This window comes from Candidatus Microbacterium phytovorans, from assembly GCA_029202445.1.
In the GTDB taxonomy this organism is placed as follows: domain Bacteria; phylum Actinomycetota; class Actinomycetes; order Actinomycetales; family Microbacteriaceae; genus Microbacterium; species Microbacterium phytovorans.
Map to the genome: position 1 here is coordinate 1,894,484 of CP119321.1, position 17,505 is coordinate 1,911,988.

Sequence of the window (17,505 nt, forward strand, 5' to 3'; positions counted from 1 at the left end):
GGAGGGTGACCAGCCCGCCTCCGCCCGCCGACCGACGCCGCCGGATGTCGGTGCGCACCCGCATCGTCGCCGTCATCACCCTCGTCGCGGCGATCGGTTTGATCTCGGTGGGCGCGACGGTCTACCTCGTCGAGCGCGCCCTGTCGCTGGAGGCCATCGAGGGCCGCCTGCAGGACAACCTCGAATCGGCGCGCGTCATCGTCGCGCAGGGCGCCGACGACACCGGCGAATGGACAGGAGCCGACGCGGCCCTGAAGGCCGTCGTGCAGCGGATGAGCCCCGACGACAACACGGGCGCTGTGGGCATCATCGACGGTAAGGCGGTGTGGCGCTCGGCGGTCGAGCTCGACGTCGACCTGACGAGCGCACCCGGCTTCGTGCCCTACATCGCCGACGCGGTCACGAGCACCGATCCATTGATCGGCACCTACGCCCAGGACGGCGTGGTGTGGCGCTACCTCGCCGCACCGATCGCGGTCGCCGGCGGTGCGCAGGCCGAGGAAGTGATCTTCGCGATGGCGTACGACGTCTCGGCCGAGCTCGCCGAGATCAACGGCACCGCCCAGGCCTACCTCGTCGCCGCGGGGATCGCGCTGCTCGTCATCACCGCCGTGGCGACCATCGTCTCGACGCGCCTGCTCCGGCCCCTCCGGCGCATGCGCGAGACGGCCGAGCGGGTGTCGGCGCAGTCGCTCAGCGAACGCCTGCCCGTGCAGGGCCGTGACGACGTGTCGGAGCTGTCCAGCACGATGAATGCGATGCTGGACCGGCTCGACAGCGCCCTCGACTCCCAGCGGCAACTGCTGAGCGATGTCGGTCACGAGCTGAAGACCCCCATCACGATCGTGCGCGGCAACCTGGAGGTCATGGATGTCGACGACCCCGCCGACGTGCGCGAGACTCAGGCATTGGCCATCGATGAGCTCGAGCGGATGGACCGTCTCGTCCAGGACCTCAGTGCCGCAGCCGCCCTCCACGGCCCGTCGCCCGTGACCACCGCGCGGCTGGACGCGGGCGAGCTCATGCACCAGATCGTCCGCAAGATGCAGGGCATCGAGGGTGCGACGGTCTCGACGGGTGCCGTGGCCGACGTCGTCGCTCAGCTCGACCCCGGTCGTATCACGCAGGCGATGCTCCAGCTCGCGCAGAACGCCGTCACCCACGGCGGCGGTCGTATCGACGTCGGCAGCCGCGTCGTCGGCGACACCCTGGAACTCTGGGTGCGCGACCACGGCCGGGGTGTGCGGGATGCCGACAAGCTCAGCGTCTTCGAGCGGTTCCACCGCGGCGATGCCCGTCATGGCGGCAGCGGTCTGGGGCTCAACATCGTCCAGGTCATCGCGCGTGCGCATGGCGGGTCCGCTCGCGTCGAGGACGCTCCCGGGGGTGGCGCTCTCTTCGTGATCGCGGTGCCCTTGGCGGGCGCGTCGCCGCGGGAGGAGCCCGCCGTGCCGCCGAAGCCGCCGTTGCCTCCTCAGCCCCTGCGGGAGCCGGTCACGACAGCGGGAGGTGCGTGATGGCATCCATTCTCATCGCGGAGGACGAGGCGCGGATCTCGGGATTCATCGAGAAGGGGCTGCGGTCGGCGGGTTTCGCGACGCGGGTCGCCTCGACGGGTCCGTCCGCGCTGGAACTGGCCCAGTCCGACGAGTTCGATCTGATGGTCCTCGACGTGAACCTGCCCGGCATGGACGGCTTCGCCGTGCTGGAACATCTGCGCGGCGGCGGCTCGCGGATGCCGGTGATCATCCTCACGGCGCGGGTGGAGCTGCACGACACGGTCGCCGGCCTCGAGGGCGGCGCCGACGACTATCTCGGCAAGCCGTTCCGGTTCGACGAGCTGCTCGCTCGCATCCGGCTGCGGATGCGCAAGGACGAGGACACGGGGAGCGTGGCCGCGCTCGCGCACCGCGACCTGAGCCTCGACGTGCGCACCCGCGAAGCCCGACTCGACGGTCGCCGCGTCGAGTTGTCGTCGCGGGAGTTCGCGCTGGCGGAGGAGTTCGTGCGCAACGCCGGACAGGTGCTCAGCCGCGAGCAGTTATTGAGCCGCGTGTGGGGGTACGACTTCGACCCCGGTTCGAACGTCGCCGACGTCTACGTGGGCTACCTGCGGCAGAAGCTCGGCGCCGACCGGATCGAGACGGTGCGGGGCGCGGGCTACCGCCTCGTCTGACGCGTCTCAGGCGCCGGTCGCGCGGGCATCGGTCGCTCGTCGACGTGAGGCCGACGTGGTCCGCGTCAGCCGACGGCCGCGGTGACGTCCTGGCGGATGATGCTCGGGCCTTCGGGCGTCGTCTCGACGATGACCTGCGCGGGCAGTTGCTCCTTCATGGCCTCGACGTGGCTGATCACCCCGACGGTGCGGCCGCCGGCGCGCAACTCGTCGAGGGTGCGCATGGCGAGGTCGAGGGTTTCGGGATCGAGTGAGCCGAAGCCCTCGTCGACGAAGAGGGTGTCGAGGCGCAGTCCGCCGGCGCGGTTCGTCACCACTTCGGCGAGCCCCAGGGCCAGAGCGAGCGAGGCGAGGAAGGTCTCCCCTCCCGACAGCGACTGGGGCGAGCGCAACCGGCCGGTGTGCGCGTCGAGGACGTCGATGCCGAGCCCTGACGCCCGGCCGTGCGAAGCCTTCGCGTCGGAGTGGTGCAGGGTGTAGCGGCCGGCGGACATCTCGGTGAGACGCAGGTTGGCGGCCGCGACGATCTCCTCGAGCTCCGCGGCGAGGACGAACGTCTCGAGGTCCATCTTCATCGTGTTGGGCGCGCGACCGGCCACGGTGTCGGCGAGGCGGGTGACGACGTCGGCGTCGTCGGCGACGGCCGCCACCTCCGCATAGGCGTCGTCGATCCGGCGCAGGAGATCGTCGAGCTGCTGAGCGGCGGCCCGGGCGTCGCGCTCCGCCTCGATCGCGGCGGTGAAGGCCGACGCCGCCTGATCGCGCGCGGCCTGCGCGGCCGGAAGGTCGACCTCCGTCGCGTCGACGGTGGCGAGCTCGAGATCGAGGAGACGGGCGCGCACCGCGCCGAGTGCCTGCGCGTGCGCGACGATCCGCTCGTCGAGGGCATCCTGCTCGGCGGCGCCGAGGAGGGCGGCGGTGACGGCGTCGACATCGGCGAAGGCGGATGCCGCCACGCGCTCGTCGCGGTCGCGCACGGCCGCATCGGCGGCGCGGGTGCGTTCGGCGAGCTGCTCCTGCGCGGCGAGGCAGGTGCGCGCGCGGTCGCGACGGGCGGTCGCCTCGGCGACGCGATCCGCCACGGACGCGTGACCTCCCCGGGCTGCCTCGACCTGCGCGCGCTGGGTGTGCAGCGTGGCCCGCTCCGCGGCGAGGAGGCGCGCTTCCTCCTCGACGCGGGCACGGAGGGCGTCGCGCTCGGCCACCGCGGCGGCCGCGAGGTCGTCGAGCTCGGTGCGCTGACGTTCGAGCGTCGCCACGGCATCCTGAGCTGCCTTCGCGGCGGCAAGACGGCCACGAAGGTCGGTGAGGGCGGCGTCGAGGCTGTCGAGGTCGTCGCCGCCGGCGCGCGCGAGAGCCTCGGTGAGCGCATCGCGGGCTGCCCGAGCTTCTTCGCCGACGCGGCGCGCGTGCTCGGCGGCGCGGTCGCGGGCCTCTTCCGCTGCCGTCAGGTCGTCATCGGTGACCGGCGCGTCCGTTGCTTCGGCGGGGTGCGGGTGCGCGGTGGCGCCGCAGACGGCGCACGGCTCCCCGTCGACCAGGCGGGCCGCCAGCTCGGCGGCGTGCCCGCGCAGCCGCTGCTGCAGGAGCACCGTGACCGTCGTGGCGGCCTCGGCGGACGCGGCGCTCGCGATCGCATGGTCGGCTTCGGCGCGGGAGGCGACCGGGGCGAGGGCAGCCGCCTGTTCGGCCGCAGCGCGCCGGAGCTCGACCGCCTGGCACTCCCCGCGGAGGTCGTCGGCACGGGCCGCGCGCAGACGCGCGTCGCCGAGCTCCCGATCGATCCTCTCCCGCTCGGCGGGGAGGAGCGCCTGTTGGGCGTCGAGCTCCGCGACCTGTGCTGTACCGGCCGCGACGGCGCTCTCGGTGGCCGACAGTCTGGCCTCGGCGGCGGGGAGCGCGGCCTCCTGCTCGGCCGCGGCCGCCCACAGCGCCAGGTCTCCCGTGAGCGCGTCGATGATGGCGTGGAGGTCGTCGCCCGCGGCACCGCCGCCCGTCTCCCACTCGTCGCGCGCAACGCGTTCGGCCTCGACTGCCTCATCGCGGGCCCGCTGCGCCCGCGCCGCGGTGTCGATGGGTGCGCGCAACGCCTCGGCGGAGCGGGCGTGGGTGAGACGTTCCTTGTCCTCCGCGATGCGCGGTGCGTCGGCTTCGCGCTCGGCGAGCTCCGCACGCGCCGCGGCCAGCTGTGTCAGGCGCTCGGCCTGGGCGGTCGCGTCGGCGAGCGCACGCTCGGCGAGCGCGGCCGCCTCCTCGGCGGCTGCGCGTTCCCTCGCGCGCGTGTCGAGGCGGTAGGAGGCGCGCTGGCCTGCGAGGGTGACGGCGGCACGGCGGGCGGCCAGGTCGCCCGCCGCCTCTCCCTCGCCCCGCAAACCCTGCTGGTCGATGAGCCTCTCGGCGAGGTCGAGGAGGGTGCGCGCGTGTTCACCGGCGGTGTCGAGCGAACGCTGCGCGTCCTTCCGGCGCTGCTCGAGGTCGTCGCGGTACTTCTCGAATCGACGGGAGCCGAACAGCGTGCGCAGCAGCGTCTGCCGCTCGGCGGCCGTCGCGAGGAGAAAGCGCGAGAACCGGTTCTGGGCGAGGAGGATCACCTGCTGGAACTGCTGTGCGTTGAGCCCCAGGATCTCGTCGAGCAGCAGCGCCACCTCGCGCGGCTTGGCCGCGCGACCGATCCACGTGTCGCCGACGAGCTCTTCGAGCTCGGCCCGCTGCGGTTCCGTCGTGAGGCCGCCGCCCCGCTTGGCGGGACGGTCGTACTCGGGCGCGCGGGTGACGCGGAGGCGCCGCTCGCCGGCCGTGAACTCCAGGCGGACTTCCGTGGGATCGCCGAGGAAGCTGTGATCTGAACGAAGGCGCCGCTCACCGCCCTCGTAACGTGGGACGGTGCCGTAGAGCGCGAAGCTCACCCCGTCGAGAATGCAGGACTTTCCCGCTCCCGTGCGCCCCGAGATGAGGAAGACGCCGTCGCCGTCGAAGGCATCGAAATCGACCCGCTGATGCTCGCGGAACGGACCGAATCCGGTCAGGTCGAGACGGTGGAGCTTCACGCGGTGGCCTCCACGCGAACGCGATCGGCCAGCACGTCGTCGATGAGCTCCTGTTCGCGATCGGTGGCGCCCGCGCCGTCGCGGACGTGGACGAGGAACGCGTCGACCAGTTCACGGTCGGAGCGAGCCGCGCGCACGCGCTCGGCATACGTGCGCGAGTCGGAAGCGCCGACGCGTGCCGGTGCGTGAACGACCTTGGCGCAGTGCGCGAAGCGCGCCTGCAGCCGGCGCAGCGGGTCGCGCTGCGGCAGGTCGTCGGTGTACTCGGCGCAGACCCACGCATCTTCGGCGTCGGCGAAGCGGGGGTCGGCCAGCAGCTCTTCCAGCGGCGCCGTGAGGGTGACGACGCGACGCGGCACCGGAAGGGGCAGCCACGTGACGTCGGCGAGGCCGTCGGCATCCAGGTCGACGAGCCACGATCCGCGCGGCTTGTCGCCCTCGCCGAAGCTGTAGTGCAGCGGTGCGCCCGCGTAGCGGATGTGCGAGGCGAGCTGCTGACGCCCGTGGATGTGCCCGAGCGCGGCGTAGTCGACACCGTCGAACGCGGCGATCGGAACGACGTCGAGTCCGCCCTGCTGGATGTCGCGTTCGAGCAGCGGCGTCGGCTCGACACCCGCCGCGAAGCAGTGCGCCACGGCGACCGATCGCGCCCCGGCACCGTGAGCGGCGAGATCGGCCCGCACCAGATCCATCGCGTGGGTGAGCGCCGCCTCCTGGGTGCGGATGCCCGGCCACACGTGCCGCAGCAGCGCGGGCTCCAAGAAGGGGATGCCGTAGATGTGCACGGGACCGTGCTCGTCGGCGATCGTGACGGGCGTGCCGACGGCGAGCGGGTCGGTGAGGACGTGGATGCCGTCGCGCAGCAGCGCCGCCTGGAATCCGAGCCGCGCCGCCGAGTCGTGGTTGCCGCTCGTGACGACGACGTGCGCCCCCGCGTCGCGGAGGCCGCGCAGCGTGTCGGAGAGCAGCGTGTAGCAGTCGGCGGCCGGCGCGGCGGAGTCGAAGACGTCACCCGCGACGAGGACGACATCGACGTCGTGCTCGCGCACCTGGGCGATCAGCGCGTCGAGCACACCGCGCAGCGCATCGAGCGTGGAGTGACCGTGGAAGGTCCGCCCGATGTGCCAGTCGGAGGTGTGCAGGATGCGCATGCCCCCACGGTACGAGCGGCCCCCGACATCGGCCGCGAGGCCCGCCGCGCGCCGCTCACGACGCGGCGCGGGCCGCCTTCTTCTGCTCCTGGAACGCGCGCAGCGCCTCGTACCGGTCAGCGGAACGGGCTTGGCGCTTGCTCGCCTCCTCGGCGCGGTTCTTCGGCGGCGCGGTGGTGACGAGATCGTCGAGCAGGTGACGCGTCGCGTACGCGATCTCCGCGACGGCGCGGTCGAACACCTCCTGGTTCACCTTCGACGGCTTCGTCGTGCCGGTGATCTTCCTCACGAACTGGAGGGCGGCGTCGTGGCACTCGTCATCGGTCGCGGCCGGTTCGAAGTTGTGGAGCGGAATGATGTTGCGACACATGGCCGCTACGGTACGCCGACCCCCGCTGGAGCGGAACCCGCCCGCAGGAGAGCTGCCGTCACGAGTCCGCGGAGCGGCGCCGACGCGACACGATCGCGTACGTCGTGGCTGCTGCGACGATGCCGGCTGCGACAGTGACGAGCCATCGCATCAGCGGAACGACATCCGTCCACAGCGAGAGACTGAGGTTCGTGGCGAGGGCCACCACGGCCAGCGCCGTGAATGCCGCGATATCCGCGACAGGGCGACGTCGTGTTTCCGGCATTGTCCGCTCCTTCATGAGATGGCATCACGCGAGCGACCACCGTAAACAGATCCGAACGGCAGAAAGCGACCGAGGCCCCCGAAACGCCCGCTCCACCGCATCCTGGCGCGGAACCGGTCTTCACGATTGCCGCCCGGATCGCCGGTGCCCCGTCGGTGGAAGCCCCCGCCCGGGGCCGGATACGCTCGAAGGATGGCCGACCCCGATCCGCTCGAGCGCGCCGCGGATGCCGTCGACGACGCGATCGACGAGCTGACGGGCGTCCCCACCGACGACGGCGACATCGAGCGCTTCACGGCATCCGGAATGACGCTCGTCGCCGAGGCCGGCGGTCCCGAACAGTCCGAGACGACGTTCGTGCTCGTCCACGGGATCGGGATGGGCCGGAAGGTGTTCGCCGACCTCGCGCTCCGGCTCGTGGGCTCGGCACGGGTCATCGCCGTCGACCTCCCCGGCTACGGCGACGCACCCGAGCCGCCGCGCACCCCCACGATCGAACGCAACGCCGACCTTATCGCCGCCTACCTGCGCAAGATCGACCGCGGTCCCGTCGTTCTCCTGGGCCACTCGATGGGCACGCAGGTGGCGACCGAAGTGGCCGCGCGTCATCCCGAAATGGTTGACCGCCTCATTCTCGTCGCCCCGACCGTCGACCGGCACCACCGCCGGGCGCTCACGCAGCTGATCCGCCTCGGGATCGACCTGCTCGACGAGAGCCCGAAGGTGCTCCTCCTCGGCGCCCGAGAGTATCTGCGGGCCGGGCCGCACCTGCGCCGGAAGATGACGGCGATGCTCACCCACCGTCCCGAGCGCGCGTACCCGCGGGTGTCGGCACCGACGCTCGTGATCCGCGGCGAGGGTGACCGGGTCTCACCGCGGGGGTGGTGCGCCGAGGTCGTCGCCGGGCTGCCCGACGCGCGCGCGGTCGAGATCCCCGGCCACGGGCACGAGACCCTGATCCGGGATGCCGCGCCCGCTGCCGAGGCGATCCGGCACTTCCTCGCTACGACGTCCGGTCGCCCGGAGTAGGCGATCCGCCTCAGCCCGCGATGTCGCGTGCGAGTGCGGACACCTCGTCGTCGGCGACGACGATCCCGGTGTCGGCGAGCCGCCGACGCAGTGACTTCTCGACGATCGCGACGTCCTCGCCACCGACATCGGCGCGCACCTGCTGGACCACTCCGTCGAGGCGTTCCATCTCGGTGGGGAGGTTCTGGTCGAGCGCCGGCGCATCCTGGGTCCCCGTCGGAGCGGGGGCCGCCTGTGCCGAGTCCGGATAGTTGGCGCCGGGCTGCTCGAACTCGTTCGCGCCGTGGCTCATCGGTCGGCCTGCTCGTCGGTGACGAGATCGGGATCGAGCCCCTGCTGGATCTCCGCGCTCTCCACGAAGGGATCGGATGCGCGCTCCGTCGCGTCGACGGCGGCACCATCGGGCGCAGGGCTGTCGCTCGGGGTCTCCACGTCGGGCCCCTCTTCCTGGATCTCGCGCGCGGCGGCCGCGGACGACTCCGCGGTCACGCTGTCGGCGGTCTCACCGCTGGTCCAGCCGCCGGCGGGTTCGGCATCGACGATGTCGTCGGGGATGTCTCGCGTCATGGCTCCTCCTCGGAGACTCTGGGGCGAGTCCACCCTCCCGGCTACGGCCCCGGAGGTCGAGGGGATTGACGACGTGCGGCGCGAACGGTACTCAGTCGCGGCGGGCCAGGATGCCGGTGCGCTCGGGGTGCGCCTCGAACCAGTCGGCCGCGTACCAGCAGACGGGCTGCACGACACGGTCGCCGCGGCGCTCCAAGTCGGCGACGGCTCTGTCGACGACTTCGGCCGCGAAGCCCTTCCCCCGGAAGGTCGGCACCGTGTACACCCGGGTCATCGCGAGCGTGCGCCCGTCATCGCGGTAGTCGATCACGCTCACGAGGTCGTCGCCGCGGTGGAGGGTATAGCGCGACGCGTCCGGCTCGTTCGCGAAGCGGAAATCGGTCATCCCTCCACGCTACGCCCGTCCGGCGATTGCGAGGCGAGCCACGCGTCCACCTCCTTCTGCCCGCGCAACCGGATCACCGGCCAGCCCGCGTCGATGCGCTCGATCATGCGCGCGCGCATCACCGGATGATCCGTCCACGCCCAGCGCACGATGTTCTCCTCGGGGCGCCACCGGAACCAGCTCGACGGCCGCTCGCGATTGCCGTGCCACAGCTCTTCGCGCATCACCCCGCGCCGCACCGTGCGCCCGATCACCCGCCGCATGACGACGCGGCGCGGGTGGTCGAGCCAGACATACGCGTCGGCCGCGTCAGGGGTGCCGGGGTCGAGCAGTCCTCCCAGCCGCGACGTCCAGTTCCCTTCGACGACCCACCCGTCGGGATGGGCCTCGACGAAAGCGCGGACGAGAGCGTGCGCCTCGGCGAGATCGCGGTACTCCCACCCTTCCGCCCAGAACACGGCGTCGAGTTCGAGATGGGGCAGTCCGCGAGCGGCGGCCACCTGGCGTGCGAGACGGGACTTGCCGGAGCCGGATGTTCCCACGATGCGAAGCCGTCGAGGGTGTGACCGGGTCATGATTGAGCAATCTGTCACATTGCGTCATAGAGAAGGCGCATGCGGCGGGCGGTTTGACACATCCGGACACGTTTCGTCATAATCAACCCCATGACTGACAACGCACGCATTCTGTCCGCCCGGGAGGCGAACGGATCTGCCGGCATCATGATGCCGCGCGTTGCCATGTGTTGCCGAATGTGTTGATTCCTGCGATGCCGTCACCGACACGGTGACCCCGCCGGGTGTGACCGCCTCAGCCCTCTCTCCAGGGCGCGGCCTCACCCCACGAGCATCGGATGACCGCCCACGACGCGGTCCCGTCCGCTCGCACACCGGCCGCTCCGGCCGAATCGCCGCACGCCGAACCCGCTCCGGGCCCTTCGCCCCGGGTTTCACCTGAAGGACATCAACCATGTCGAACACCGCTCTTCTCACCCGTCCGTCCACCGCCCGCCACCTCCACGCCGTCGAAGACATCGCGCCGGCGCCGGCGCCGGCATCCCGGCCCCTTCCCGCCGGCACCGCTCCCCGCGGTTTCGCGCTCTACGTCGGCATCGACGAGGCACGCGCCGCCGCCGACGGCGTCTCGCTGTCGACGCTCGTCGAGGCGCTGCGCCGCACCCTGGGCGAGCTCGCACCCCACGCCGAGACCTATGCGACCGTCGCCCTCGCTCCCGTCGGCGCCGGCGGTCGCGACGTCGACGTCGTGCGCCTCGCGCTCCACGAGCCGAGCGCCGTCGCCCGCACCAAGCAGGACCAGCCGGAAGACGACCACGTTCCCGGCGGCGTCACGATCGACATCTCCCGTCGCCGTGTGCACATCGACGGCGAAGCGGCCGCGCTGACGTTCAAGGAGTTCGAGCTGCTGCAGTACCTCGTGCTGCGCGAGGGTCGCACGATCGAGCGGACGGAGCTGGTCGGTTCGCTGTGGAGCCACTCCGACGGCGAAGACGCTCCCGGCGAGCGGACGATCGACGTCCACGTGCGCCGCCTGCGGTCGAAGCTCGGCCGGTACGAGGACATCGTGCGCACGGTGCGCGGCATCGGCTACCGGTTCGACCGTCACGCCGACGTCGTCATCCGCTACGGTCACGGCACGCCCTCGCCCGACCGCTTCTGACCCGCACCGTCGGGCTCGCTGCCGCGGGTCCGATGTCGGTGGTGGTCACGTAGGGTGACGGCATGACGACGCTCGCGCGAGGACGGATGCCGCGGCCACCGCGCGATGTCGTCCCCGTTGCGGGGCCGCCCGTCGAGACCGTCTACCGCCCGTCGACGCCGATCGAAACGCAGCGGGCGATCGCGTTCCAGCAGCGGGGCGCGCACGACCCCGCGCAGCTGACGGCGGGAACGGTCATCTGGCGCGCCAGCCGCACGCCCGCGGGCATCGCGACGATCGCCGTGCGGGCGGAACGCCACGGCATCCGTGCGGCGGCGTGGGGGGCCGGCGCCGAGTGGGCCATCACCCAGCTCCCCCGGCTGTGCGGCGCCGACGATGGCCCCGGCGACTTCGACGCCTCACGGCATCCGCTCATCGCCGCGACTCATCATCGTCATCCCGGCTTGCGCCTCGGACGCACCGACCTCGTCTTCGACGCGCTCGCGAGCGCCGTGTTCGAACAGAAGGTGACGGGACTGCAGGCATTCGGCGCGTGGCGCGCGATCCTCACTCGCTACGGCGAGCGCGCCCCCGGGCCTACGCCGCGACCGATGTTCGCCCCGCCCGCACACTGGCACAGCATCCCCAGCTGGGCGTGGCATCGCGCCGGCCTGGAGCCTCCGCAGTCACGCACGCTCGTCGCCGCCGCGACCAGACGGGAGTCGGTGGAACGCGCGGCCGACGCCGCGGCATCCGGTGACGCGCGCGACCGCGTACTGACGAGCCTGCGCGGCGTCGGCCTGTGGACGAGCGCCGAGACGCGTATTCGCGCGTACGGAGACCCGGATGCCGTCAGCGTCGGCGACTATCACGTCGCTCACGAGGTGGGCTATGCGCTCACGGGGCACCGCGTCGACGACGACGGCATGCTGGAGCTTTTGGAGCCGTGGCGAGGGCAGCGCCAGCGCGTCATCCGTCTGATCGGACTCAGCGGCGTGCGGGAGCCGCGCCGTGGACCGCGCCTCGCCCCCGAAGACCACCGCGACCGCTGAGCCTCGTCGCCGATGAGGAGCGGGCGGGTGGATCAGGCGGGAGCGCCCTCGTCCTCTTCGGGTTCGAAGGTCGACGCCTCGCCCGTGTGCCCCGCGGCGACACCGTCGGGATCGGGCGGGATGGTGCCGTCTTCGCCGAGCCCACCCGCCTTCTCGCTGACGTCGGTGTCGTCGCTGTCGAGATCGGAGTCGGCCGGCACGTCGCCGGTGGGGTTGCTCGTCATGAGAGGACCTTTCCCGTCGCCGTCCGACGACGTGGTGCGTCACGCTACGCGTGCGACACCCGAATGCCACGCCCCTTGACCCGCGACCGCCCGCCGGGTAGTGCCCGACGTGCCCCGGGCGCCAGGGCGCCACTCTCCCGCCGTGGCGCCGGCGATTTGCGGCACCATGACAGCGAAGTGGCGCCATCCCCGTGAGAACCGCGCGTGGCGCGGCTACATCTCTTCGTGCGTGTCGGGGTCGCCGTCCCAGAGACGACCGCGCTCGAGCCCGCTGAGCGCAGCGATCTCCGCGTCGCTGAGGGTGAAGCCGAAGACGTCGGCGTTCTCGATCTGCCGAGCGGGGTCGGCCGACTTCGGGATGGGCGTCGAACCCAGTTGCGTGTGCCAGCGGAGCACGGCCTGCGTCGGGGTGACGCCGTGGGCGGCGGCGACGTCGGTGACGGTCTGCTCCGTCAGCAACTCGCTGCGGCGCGCGAGCGGGCTCCAGCTCTCGGTACGGATGCCGTGAGCATCGTGGAAGGCTCGCAGCGCGGTCTGGGGGAAATACGGGTGCAGCTCCACCTGGTTCACGGCGGGCACGACGCCCGTTTCGTCGATGAGCCGCGTCAGCATCTTCTCCGTGAAGTTGGACACCCCGACCGACCCCACGAGACCCTCGTCGCGCAGCGCGACCATGGCGCGGTAGGTGTCGACGTACTTGTCCACGCGCGGGTTCGGCCAGTGGATCAAGTACAGATCGATCCGCTCGAGTCCAAGCCTCTCCAGCGAGCCGCGCGCACTGCGCACGGTCTCGTCGAAGCCGTGGTCGCGGCCGGGCACCTTCGTCGTGACGATCAGCTGATCGCGGATGCCGGAGCGTCGCACCGCGTCGCCCACCTCCGCCTCGTTCTCGTAGTTGACCGCCGAGTCGAGGAGCCGGTAGCCGTTCTCGATCGCGGCGACCATGGCATCCACACCCTCCTCGCCGCGGAGGTTGTAGGTGCCGAGGCCGAGCTCGGGGAAGTCGGTGCCGTCGTTGAGCGCGAGGGTGGGGATCGTGACCATGTCTGCCACGCTACGCCCGTCGCGTCGCCGCCACGCTCGCTTGACGCGACATCGCGCCCCCGCTAACGTGTCAAGGCTGCGCCGACCGGCGCGGCATCCCATCGGAGGACGACATGGCCGCGCATTCGCGTGATCTCTTGCACCGGAATCTGGCACAGCCCAGCTTCCGCTACGAGTCGTACCCTCCGGCGCGCGCCGTCTGACACCGTTACCGTCACACGCCCCGCACCGCACAGGTCCGGGGCGTTTTCCGTGTGTCCTCTCCGCACGTGGTCTCCCTCGGACTCTCCACGAAGGAAAGGAACCATGGAGAAGCTCACGAACAGGCTGCTGTCGTGGGCGAGCCTCATCGACGAGAAGACCGTCGAACAGGCCCGCACCTCGTCGCGCATGCCGTTCATCTACCCGCACCTGGCGCTCATGCCCGACGCGCACCTCGGCAAGGGGGCCACCGTAGGGTCGGTCATCCCGACCCTCGGTGCCATCATGCCCGCAGCCGTCGGTGTCGACATCGGGTGCGGCATGATCGCCGTCCGCACGCAGTTCACGAAGGCGCAGCTCCTCGCTCGCGACCTCTCGGCTCTGCGGGAGCAGATCGAGCGCGCCATCCCGCTGTCGGCGGGTCGCGACAACCGCAAGGTCGTCGCGACCGCCGAGCCGCGGATCGCCGAGCTGGAGGAGCTCGCCGAGAAGAAGGGGTTCGACCCCGCCCGCTACGCCGGGCACTGGCGCAACCAGCTCGGTTCGCTCGGGTCGGGCAACCACTTCATCGAAGTGTCCGTCGACGAGACGGATGCCGTGTGGATGTTCCTCCACTCGGGTTCGCGAGGGGTCGGCAACAAGATCGCCACGCACCACATCGCCGTCGCTCAGCGGCTCGCGAAGCAGTGGTGGATCGACCTGCCCGACCCCGACCTGGCCTACCTCGTCGAGGGCACGGAGGAGTTCCGGCGCTACATCGCGGAACTGCGGTGGGCCCAGCACTTCGCTCTCCTCAACCGTGAGGAGATGATGGATCGGGTCGCACGGCAGCTGTCGGAGACGATGGGCGAGGACGTGCAGGAACTCGAGCGGATCAACTGCCACCACAACTTCACGGAGAGCGAGAAGCACTTCGGGAAGCAGGTGTGGGTGTCGCGGAAGGGCGCGATCCAGGCGGATGCCGGCAGGCCCGGCCTCATCCCGGGGTCGATGGGCACGGCATCCTATGTCGTGTCCGGCCTCGGCAACCCGCTGTCGCTCCACTCCTCGCCGCACGGCGCGGGGCGGGAGTTCTCGCGGACGGCCGCTCGGCGGACGTTCACGCACGAGCAGCTGCGGGAGGCGATGGTGGGGATCGAGTTCCGAGACACCGACGCGTTCATCGACGAGATCCCGGCGGCCTACAAGCCGATCGACCGGGTGATGGCCGACGCGGCCGACCTCGTAGAGGTGCGGCACACGCTGCGGCAGCTCGTGAACGTGAAGGGCGACTGAGGCTCCGGCCCTGCTGACCGCCGGGCCCCTGGCACCCATGTCCCACTTTCGGTCGCTTCGCCGTGCGAAGACCGACCGAAAGTGGGACATGGCCTGTTCGGGTTATCCCGAAGAGCGTTGTCCGGTCACCTCGGCGGCGGCGGGCGGGGCGCGGTCCTACCGTGGAGTCATGACCACCGCAGCACCCCCGCGCCGACGGCCCGGAATCCTCCCCCACCTGGGGGCGATCGCCCAGCTCGCCACCCTCGGCATCGCCGGCGTCGTCGCCTTCACGATCCTGCTGACCCTCCTGAGCGTCGGGGTGGGACTCATCCCGGTGCTCGGCATCGGTCTCCTCTTCCTCGTCGCCTTCGTCTACGTGCTGTGGGCGACCGCCTGGGTCGAGTACGAGCGGGTCGACGGCCTCTACGGCTACGGTCTCCCGCTCCTCCGGCTTCGGCCGAGCGCCGGACCCGGATTCGGCGGCTGGCTGCGCACCCTCTGGCGCCAGTTCGTCGACGGCACGATGTGGCGCGGGGTCTCCAGCGCCGCCATCGGCACGATCCTCGGCTGGTTCGTCCTCCCTCTGCTCGCGGGCCTCGTCTCCGGTGTGGGTCTCCTGTTCGCCCCGCTCACCGGCGTCGCCCGGCTTCCGTGGACCGACCTGCAGATCGACACGACGTGGTCGGTGCTCGTCGGCATCCTGAGCATCCTCGCGAGCCTCGCGCTCCTCTTCGGGATCGCCGTGCTCCACGCCACCCTCACGCGGGCGATCCTCGTCCCGTCGCAGGAAGCCGCCCTCGCCGCCGAGGCCCGAGACGCCGGCGAACGTGCCCGCGCCGCGGGCGAACAGCGCGCCGGCGCGGTGCGGGCGAGCGAAGTGGAACGCACGAGACTCGAACGCGACCTGCACGACGGGGTCCAGCCGCGACTCGTGTCCGTCGGGATGACGCTGGGCCTCGCCCAGCAGAAGATCGACAGCGACCCCGCCGCCGCCAAGGCGCTCATCGACGAAGCCCACACGTCGACGAAAGCGGCGATCACCGAACTGCGGCAGCTGGCCCGCGGCATCCACGCGTCCGTTCTCGACGACCGCGGACTCGATGCGGCACTGTCGGCCCTCGCCGGGCGCTCCCCGGTGCCGGTCGTGCTCGACGTGCGCCTCGACGGACGGTGCAGCCGCACGGCAGAAGCCGCCCTCTACTTCGCGATCGCCGAGTCGATCACCAACGCCGCGAAGCACTCCCGCGCGAGCGAATGCCGGGTCACCGTGCGGCGCCGCACCGACACCGAGTCCGGCGCCGTCACCCTGTGGGCACGCGTCGAGGACAACGGCGTGGGCGGGGCGCGCGTCATCGCCGGCGGGGGCCTCGACGGCATCGTCAACCGCATCGTCGCCGCGGGAGGCACCTCCCGCCTCGACAGCCCGACCGGCGGACCGACCGCCCTGGAGGTGAGCGTCCCGTGCGCATCCTGATCTGCGAAGACTCCGCTCTGCTGCGCGAGGGACTCGTCCGCGTGCTGGAAGACGCGGGCCACGTCGTGGTCGCGGCCCTGACGGATGCCGTCGGCCTCACCGCCGTCGTCGCCGACTCCGACCCCGAGCTCTGCATCCTCGACGTGCGGCTCCCCCCGACGTTCACCGACGAGGGCATCCGCGCCGCCCTCGCGCTGCGCGCCGCCCACCCCGACCTGCCCGTGCTGGTGCTCAGCCAGTACGTCGAGGAGCGCTACGCGAGCGACCTCATCACCTCGCACGGCGCCGCGCTCGGCTACCTCTTGAAGGATCGGGTCGCCGACGTGCGCGACTTCCTCCAGTCGATCGAGCAGATCGGCGCCGGGGCGACCGTGCTCGACCCCGAAGTGGTCGCCCAGCTCCTCACCCGTCGCGCCCGCGACGAGCGCATGGCACGACTCACCGATCGGGAGCGGACGGTGCTGGCCCTCATCGCGGAGGGCAAGAGCAACCAAGCCATCGCGCAGACGCTCTTCGTCAGCGAGGCCAGCGTCGAGAAGCACATCACGTCGCTCTTCCAGAAGCTCGACCTCGAACAGGACGAGCACGGCAACCGTCGCGTGCTCGCCGCCCTCGTGCACCTGGAGCACGGCGGCGACCCCGACCACACTCCCCGAAACGGAGCAGTCCGATGACCTACCCCGAGACCCCCACGACCACGCCGCCGGATGCCGTCGCCACCGCCACGGCATCCGCGTCCGTCGCCTCCGCGTCCGCCTCATCCCCGTCCTCACCAGGGCCCCGCCGTACCTCGTCGAAGGTCGTCTCGACCCTCGCGATCTGCGCCGGCGCCGTGCTGATCCTCGGCACCGTCGTCACCGGCGGCGTGTCGATCCTGCGCGCGGCGAGCGTCCACACGGGCGAGGTCACCGCCTCCGTCGCCGGTGTGCGCACCCTCGACCTGGATGCCAGTGCGGCGCAGGTCACCGTGAGCTTCGGGGCCGTCTCGGAGGCGACCCTGCGGGTGAGCGGCGGGTCGGGCGCCGACGACTGGACGCTCGGGCGCAACGGCGACCGCCTCGTCGTGGCATCCGATCGCGACATCTGGGCCCGCTGGGGATGGTTGCGCGAGCCCGAGACCGTCGAGCTGGTGCTTCCGGCCTCCGCCGCCGGGCTCGACGCCGACCTCGACCTCGACAGCGGGTCGCTGCGCGCCGAGGGCGACTTCGGCGACCTCGCGGTGACCCTCGACGCGGGCTCGCTGCGGGTGACGGGCACGGCATCCGACCTCACGTCGGAGATCAACGCCGGCTCGGCCCGCTTCGACCTCGACGGTGTCGTCGACGCGCGGTTCGCCATCAGCGCCGGGTCGGTGGACGGTGCGCTGACGGGACCGACCCCGTCGTCGATCGTCGTCGATGTGAGCGCCGGCCGCCTCGACCTCGCCGTGCCCGAGGGCGCCTACGCGCTCACGAGCGACGTGTCCGCCGGTGGGTTCCGACACGACCTCACCGTCGACCCCACGTCCCCGCACCGCGTCGACGTCACGGTGTCGGCCGGGTCGGTCGTGCTGCGCCCCGCCGACTGAGGCTCGACGCAGGCCCCCGGTGTTCCCGCCGGGGGCCTGC

19 protein-coding genes are annotated in these 17,505 nt (G+C 71.7%); 9 read left to right on the forward strand and 10 right to left on the reverse strand.

The features are described 5' to 3' along the window. Positions 1–5 precede the first annotated feature (5 nt). Together P0Y48_09050 and P0Y48_09055 are read left to right on the forward strand one after the other, a co-directional pair. Positions 6–1,517 (forward strand): HAMP domain-containing sensor histidine kinase, encoded by a 1,512-nt coding sequence (locus tag P0Y48_09050; protein WEK12619.1) that lies wholly within the window; start codon positions 6–8, stop codon positions 1,515–1,517. Then, positions 1,517–2,176, forward strand: a complete 660-nt coding sequence (locus P0Y48_09055) for a response regulator transcription factor (protein ID WEK12620.1) — start codon at positions 1,517–1,519, stop codon at positions 2,174–2,176. Before P0Y48_09050 ends, P0Y48_09055 begins: the two co-directional genes overlap by 1 nt. Before the next feature lie 65 nt (positions 2,177–2,241). Here P0Y48_09055 and P0Y48_09060 read toward each other — a convergent pair whose 3' ends face one another. The 4 genes from P0Y48_09060 to P0Y48_09075 are packed head-to-tail and all read right to left on the reverse strand — an operon-like array spanning position 2,242 to position 7,009. Continuing rightward, on the reverse strand, positions 2,242–5,223 hold the full coding sequence (locus P0Y48_09060; GenBank protein ID WEK12621.1) for an SMC family ATPase: 2,982 nt from the start codon (positions 5,221–5,223) through the stop codon (positions 2,242–2,244). After that, a complete protein-coding gene (locus P0Y48_09065; GenBank protein ID WEK12622.1) occupies positions 5,220–6,374 on the reverse strand; it encodes an exonuclease SbcCD subunit D in 1,155 nt (384 codons plus the stop codon). The genes P0Y48_09060 and P0Y48_09065 overlap by 4 nt, the downstream gene beginning before the upstream one ends. Before the next feature lie 55 nt (positions 6,375–6,429). Next, complete coding sequence (locus tag P0Y48_09070) at positions 6,430–6,744, reverse strand: DUF2277 domain-containing protein (GenBank protein ID WEK12623.1); 315 nt, start codon at positions 6,742–6,744, stop codon at positions 6,430–6,432. Between the two features lie 58 nt (positions 6,745–6,802). Further along, positions 6,803–7,009 (reverse strand): hypothetical protein, encoded by a 207-nt coding sequence (locus tag P0Y48_09075; GenBank protein WEK12624.1) that lies wholly within the window; start codon positions 7,007–7,009, stop codon positions 6,803–6,805. 192 nt (positions 7,010–7,201) lie between these two features. On the opposite strand from P0Y48_09075, the gene P0Y48_09080 reads away from it, so the two are divergent. Further along, positions 7,202–8,038 carry an alpha/beta hydrolase gene (locus tag P0Y48_09080; protein ID WEK12625.1) on the forward strand — a complete coding sequence of 279 codons (837 nt, stop codon included), beginning with the start codon at positions 7,202–7,204 and terminating at the stop codon, positions 8,036–8,038. 10 nt (positions 8,039–8,048) lie between these two features. Here P0Y48_09080 and P0Y48_09085 read toward each other — a convergent pair whose 3' ends face one another. The 4 genes from P0Y48_09085 to P0Y48_09100 form a co-directional block, all read right to left on the reverse strand. Then, positions 8,049–8,330 carry a hypothetical protein gene (locus tag P0Y48_09085; protein WEK12626.1) on the reverse strand — a complete coding sequence of 94 codons (282 nt, stop codon included), beginning with the start codon at positions 8,328–8,330 and terminating at the stop codon, positions 8,049–8,051. Beyond that, complete coding sequence (locus P0Y48_09090; protein ID WEK12627.1) at positions 8,327–8,605, reverse strand: hypothetical protein; 279 nt, start codon at positions 8,603–8,605, stop codon at positions 8,327–8,329. The genes P0Y48_09085 and P0Y48_09090 overlap by 4 nt, the downstream gene beginning before the upstream one ends. 91 nt (positions 8,606–8,696) lie before the next feature. Next, positions 8,697–8,990, reverse strand: a complete 294-nt coding sequence (locus P0Y48_09095; protein ID WEK12628.1) for a GNAT family N-acetyltransferase — start codon at positions 8,988–8,990, stop codon at positions 8,697–8,699. Next, positions 8,987–9,565, reverse strand: a complete 579-nt coding sequence (locus tag P0Y48_09100) for a toxin (GenBank protein WEK12629.1) — start codon at positions 9,563–9,565, stop codon at positions 8,987–8,989. The genes P0Y48_09095 and P0Y48_09100 overlap by 4 nt, the downstream gene beginning before the upstream one ends. Positions 9,566–9,959: 394 nt before the next feature. On the opposite strand from P0Y48_09100, the gene P0Y48_09105 reads away from it, so the two are divergent. Further along, positions 9,960–10,667 carry a winged helix-turn-helix domain-containing protein gene (locus P0Y48_09105; GenBank protein ID WEK12630.1) on the forward strand — a complete coding sequence of 236 codons (708 nt, stop codon included), beginning with the start codon at positions 9,960–9,962 and terminating at the stop codon, positions 10,665–10,667. Positions 10,668–10,729: 62 nt separating this feature from the next. Further along, the gene (locus P0Y48_09110; protein WEK12631.1) at positions 10,730–11,698 is read left to right on the forward strand and encodes a DNA-3-methyladenine glycosylase 2 family protein; all 969 of its coding nucleotides are present in this window, start codon (positions 10,730–10,732) and stop codon (positions 11,696–11,698) included. Positions 11,699–11,730: 32 nt separating this feature from the next. Here the strand turns inward: P0Y48_09110 and P0Y48_09115 are convergent, their stop codons facing one another. Together P0Y48_09115 and P0Y48_09120 are read right to left on the reverse strand one after the other, a co-directional pair. Continuing rightward, on the reverse strand, positions 11,731–11,922 hold the full coding sequence (locus P0Y48_09115; GenBank protein WEK12632.1) for a hypothetical protein: 192 nt from the start codon (positions 11,920–11,922) through the stop codon (positions 11,731–11,733). Between the two features lie 213 nt (positions 11,923–12,135). Further along, positions 12,136–12,966: an aldo/keto reductase gene (locus P0Y48_09120; GenBank protein WEK12633.1), complete on the reverse strand. Its 831-nt coding sequence runs from the start codon at positions 12,964–12,966 to the stop codon at positions 12,136–12,138. Between the two features lie 306 nt (positions 12,967–13,272). On the opposite strand from P0Y48_09120, the gene P0Y48_09125 reads away from it, so the two are divergent. The 4 genes from P0Y48_09125 to P0Y48_09140 all read left to right on the forward strand — a co-directional run bounded on the left by P0Y48_09125 (position 13,273) and on the right by P0Y48_09140 (position 17,465). Then, the gene (locus tag P0Y48_09125) at positions 13,273–14,442 is read left to right on the forward strand and encodes an RtcB family protein (protein ID WEK12634.1); all 1,170 of its coding nucleotides are present in this window, start codon (positions 13,273–13,275) and stop codon (positions 14,440–14,442) included. Between the two features lie 169 nt (positions 14,443–14,611). Beyond that, the gene (locus tag P0Y48_09130) at positions 14,612–15,898 is read left to right on the forward strand and encodes a histidine kinase (GenBank protein ID WEK12635.1); all 1,287 of its coding nucleotides are present in this window, start codon (positions 14,612–14,614) and stop codon (positions 15,896–15,898) included. Next, positions 15,886–16,572: a response regulator transcription factor gene (locus tag P0Y48_09135; GenBank protein ID WEK12636.1), complete on the forward strand. Its 687-nt coding sequence runs from the start codon at positions 15,886–15,888 to the stop codon at positions 16,570–16,572. Before P0Y48_09130 ends, P0Y48_09135 begins: the two co-directional genes overlap by 13 nt. Continuing rightward, complete coding sequence (locus P0Y48_09140; GenBank protein ID WEK12637.1) at positions 16,569–17,465, forward strand: hypothetical protein; 897 nt, start codon at positions 16,569–16,571, stop codon at positions 17,463–17,465. The genes P0Y48_09135 and P0Y48_09140 overlap by 4 nt, the downstream gene beginning before the upstream one ends. Positions 17,466–17,505: the final 40 nt, after the last annotated feature.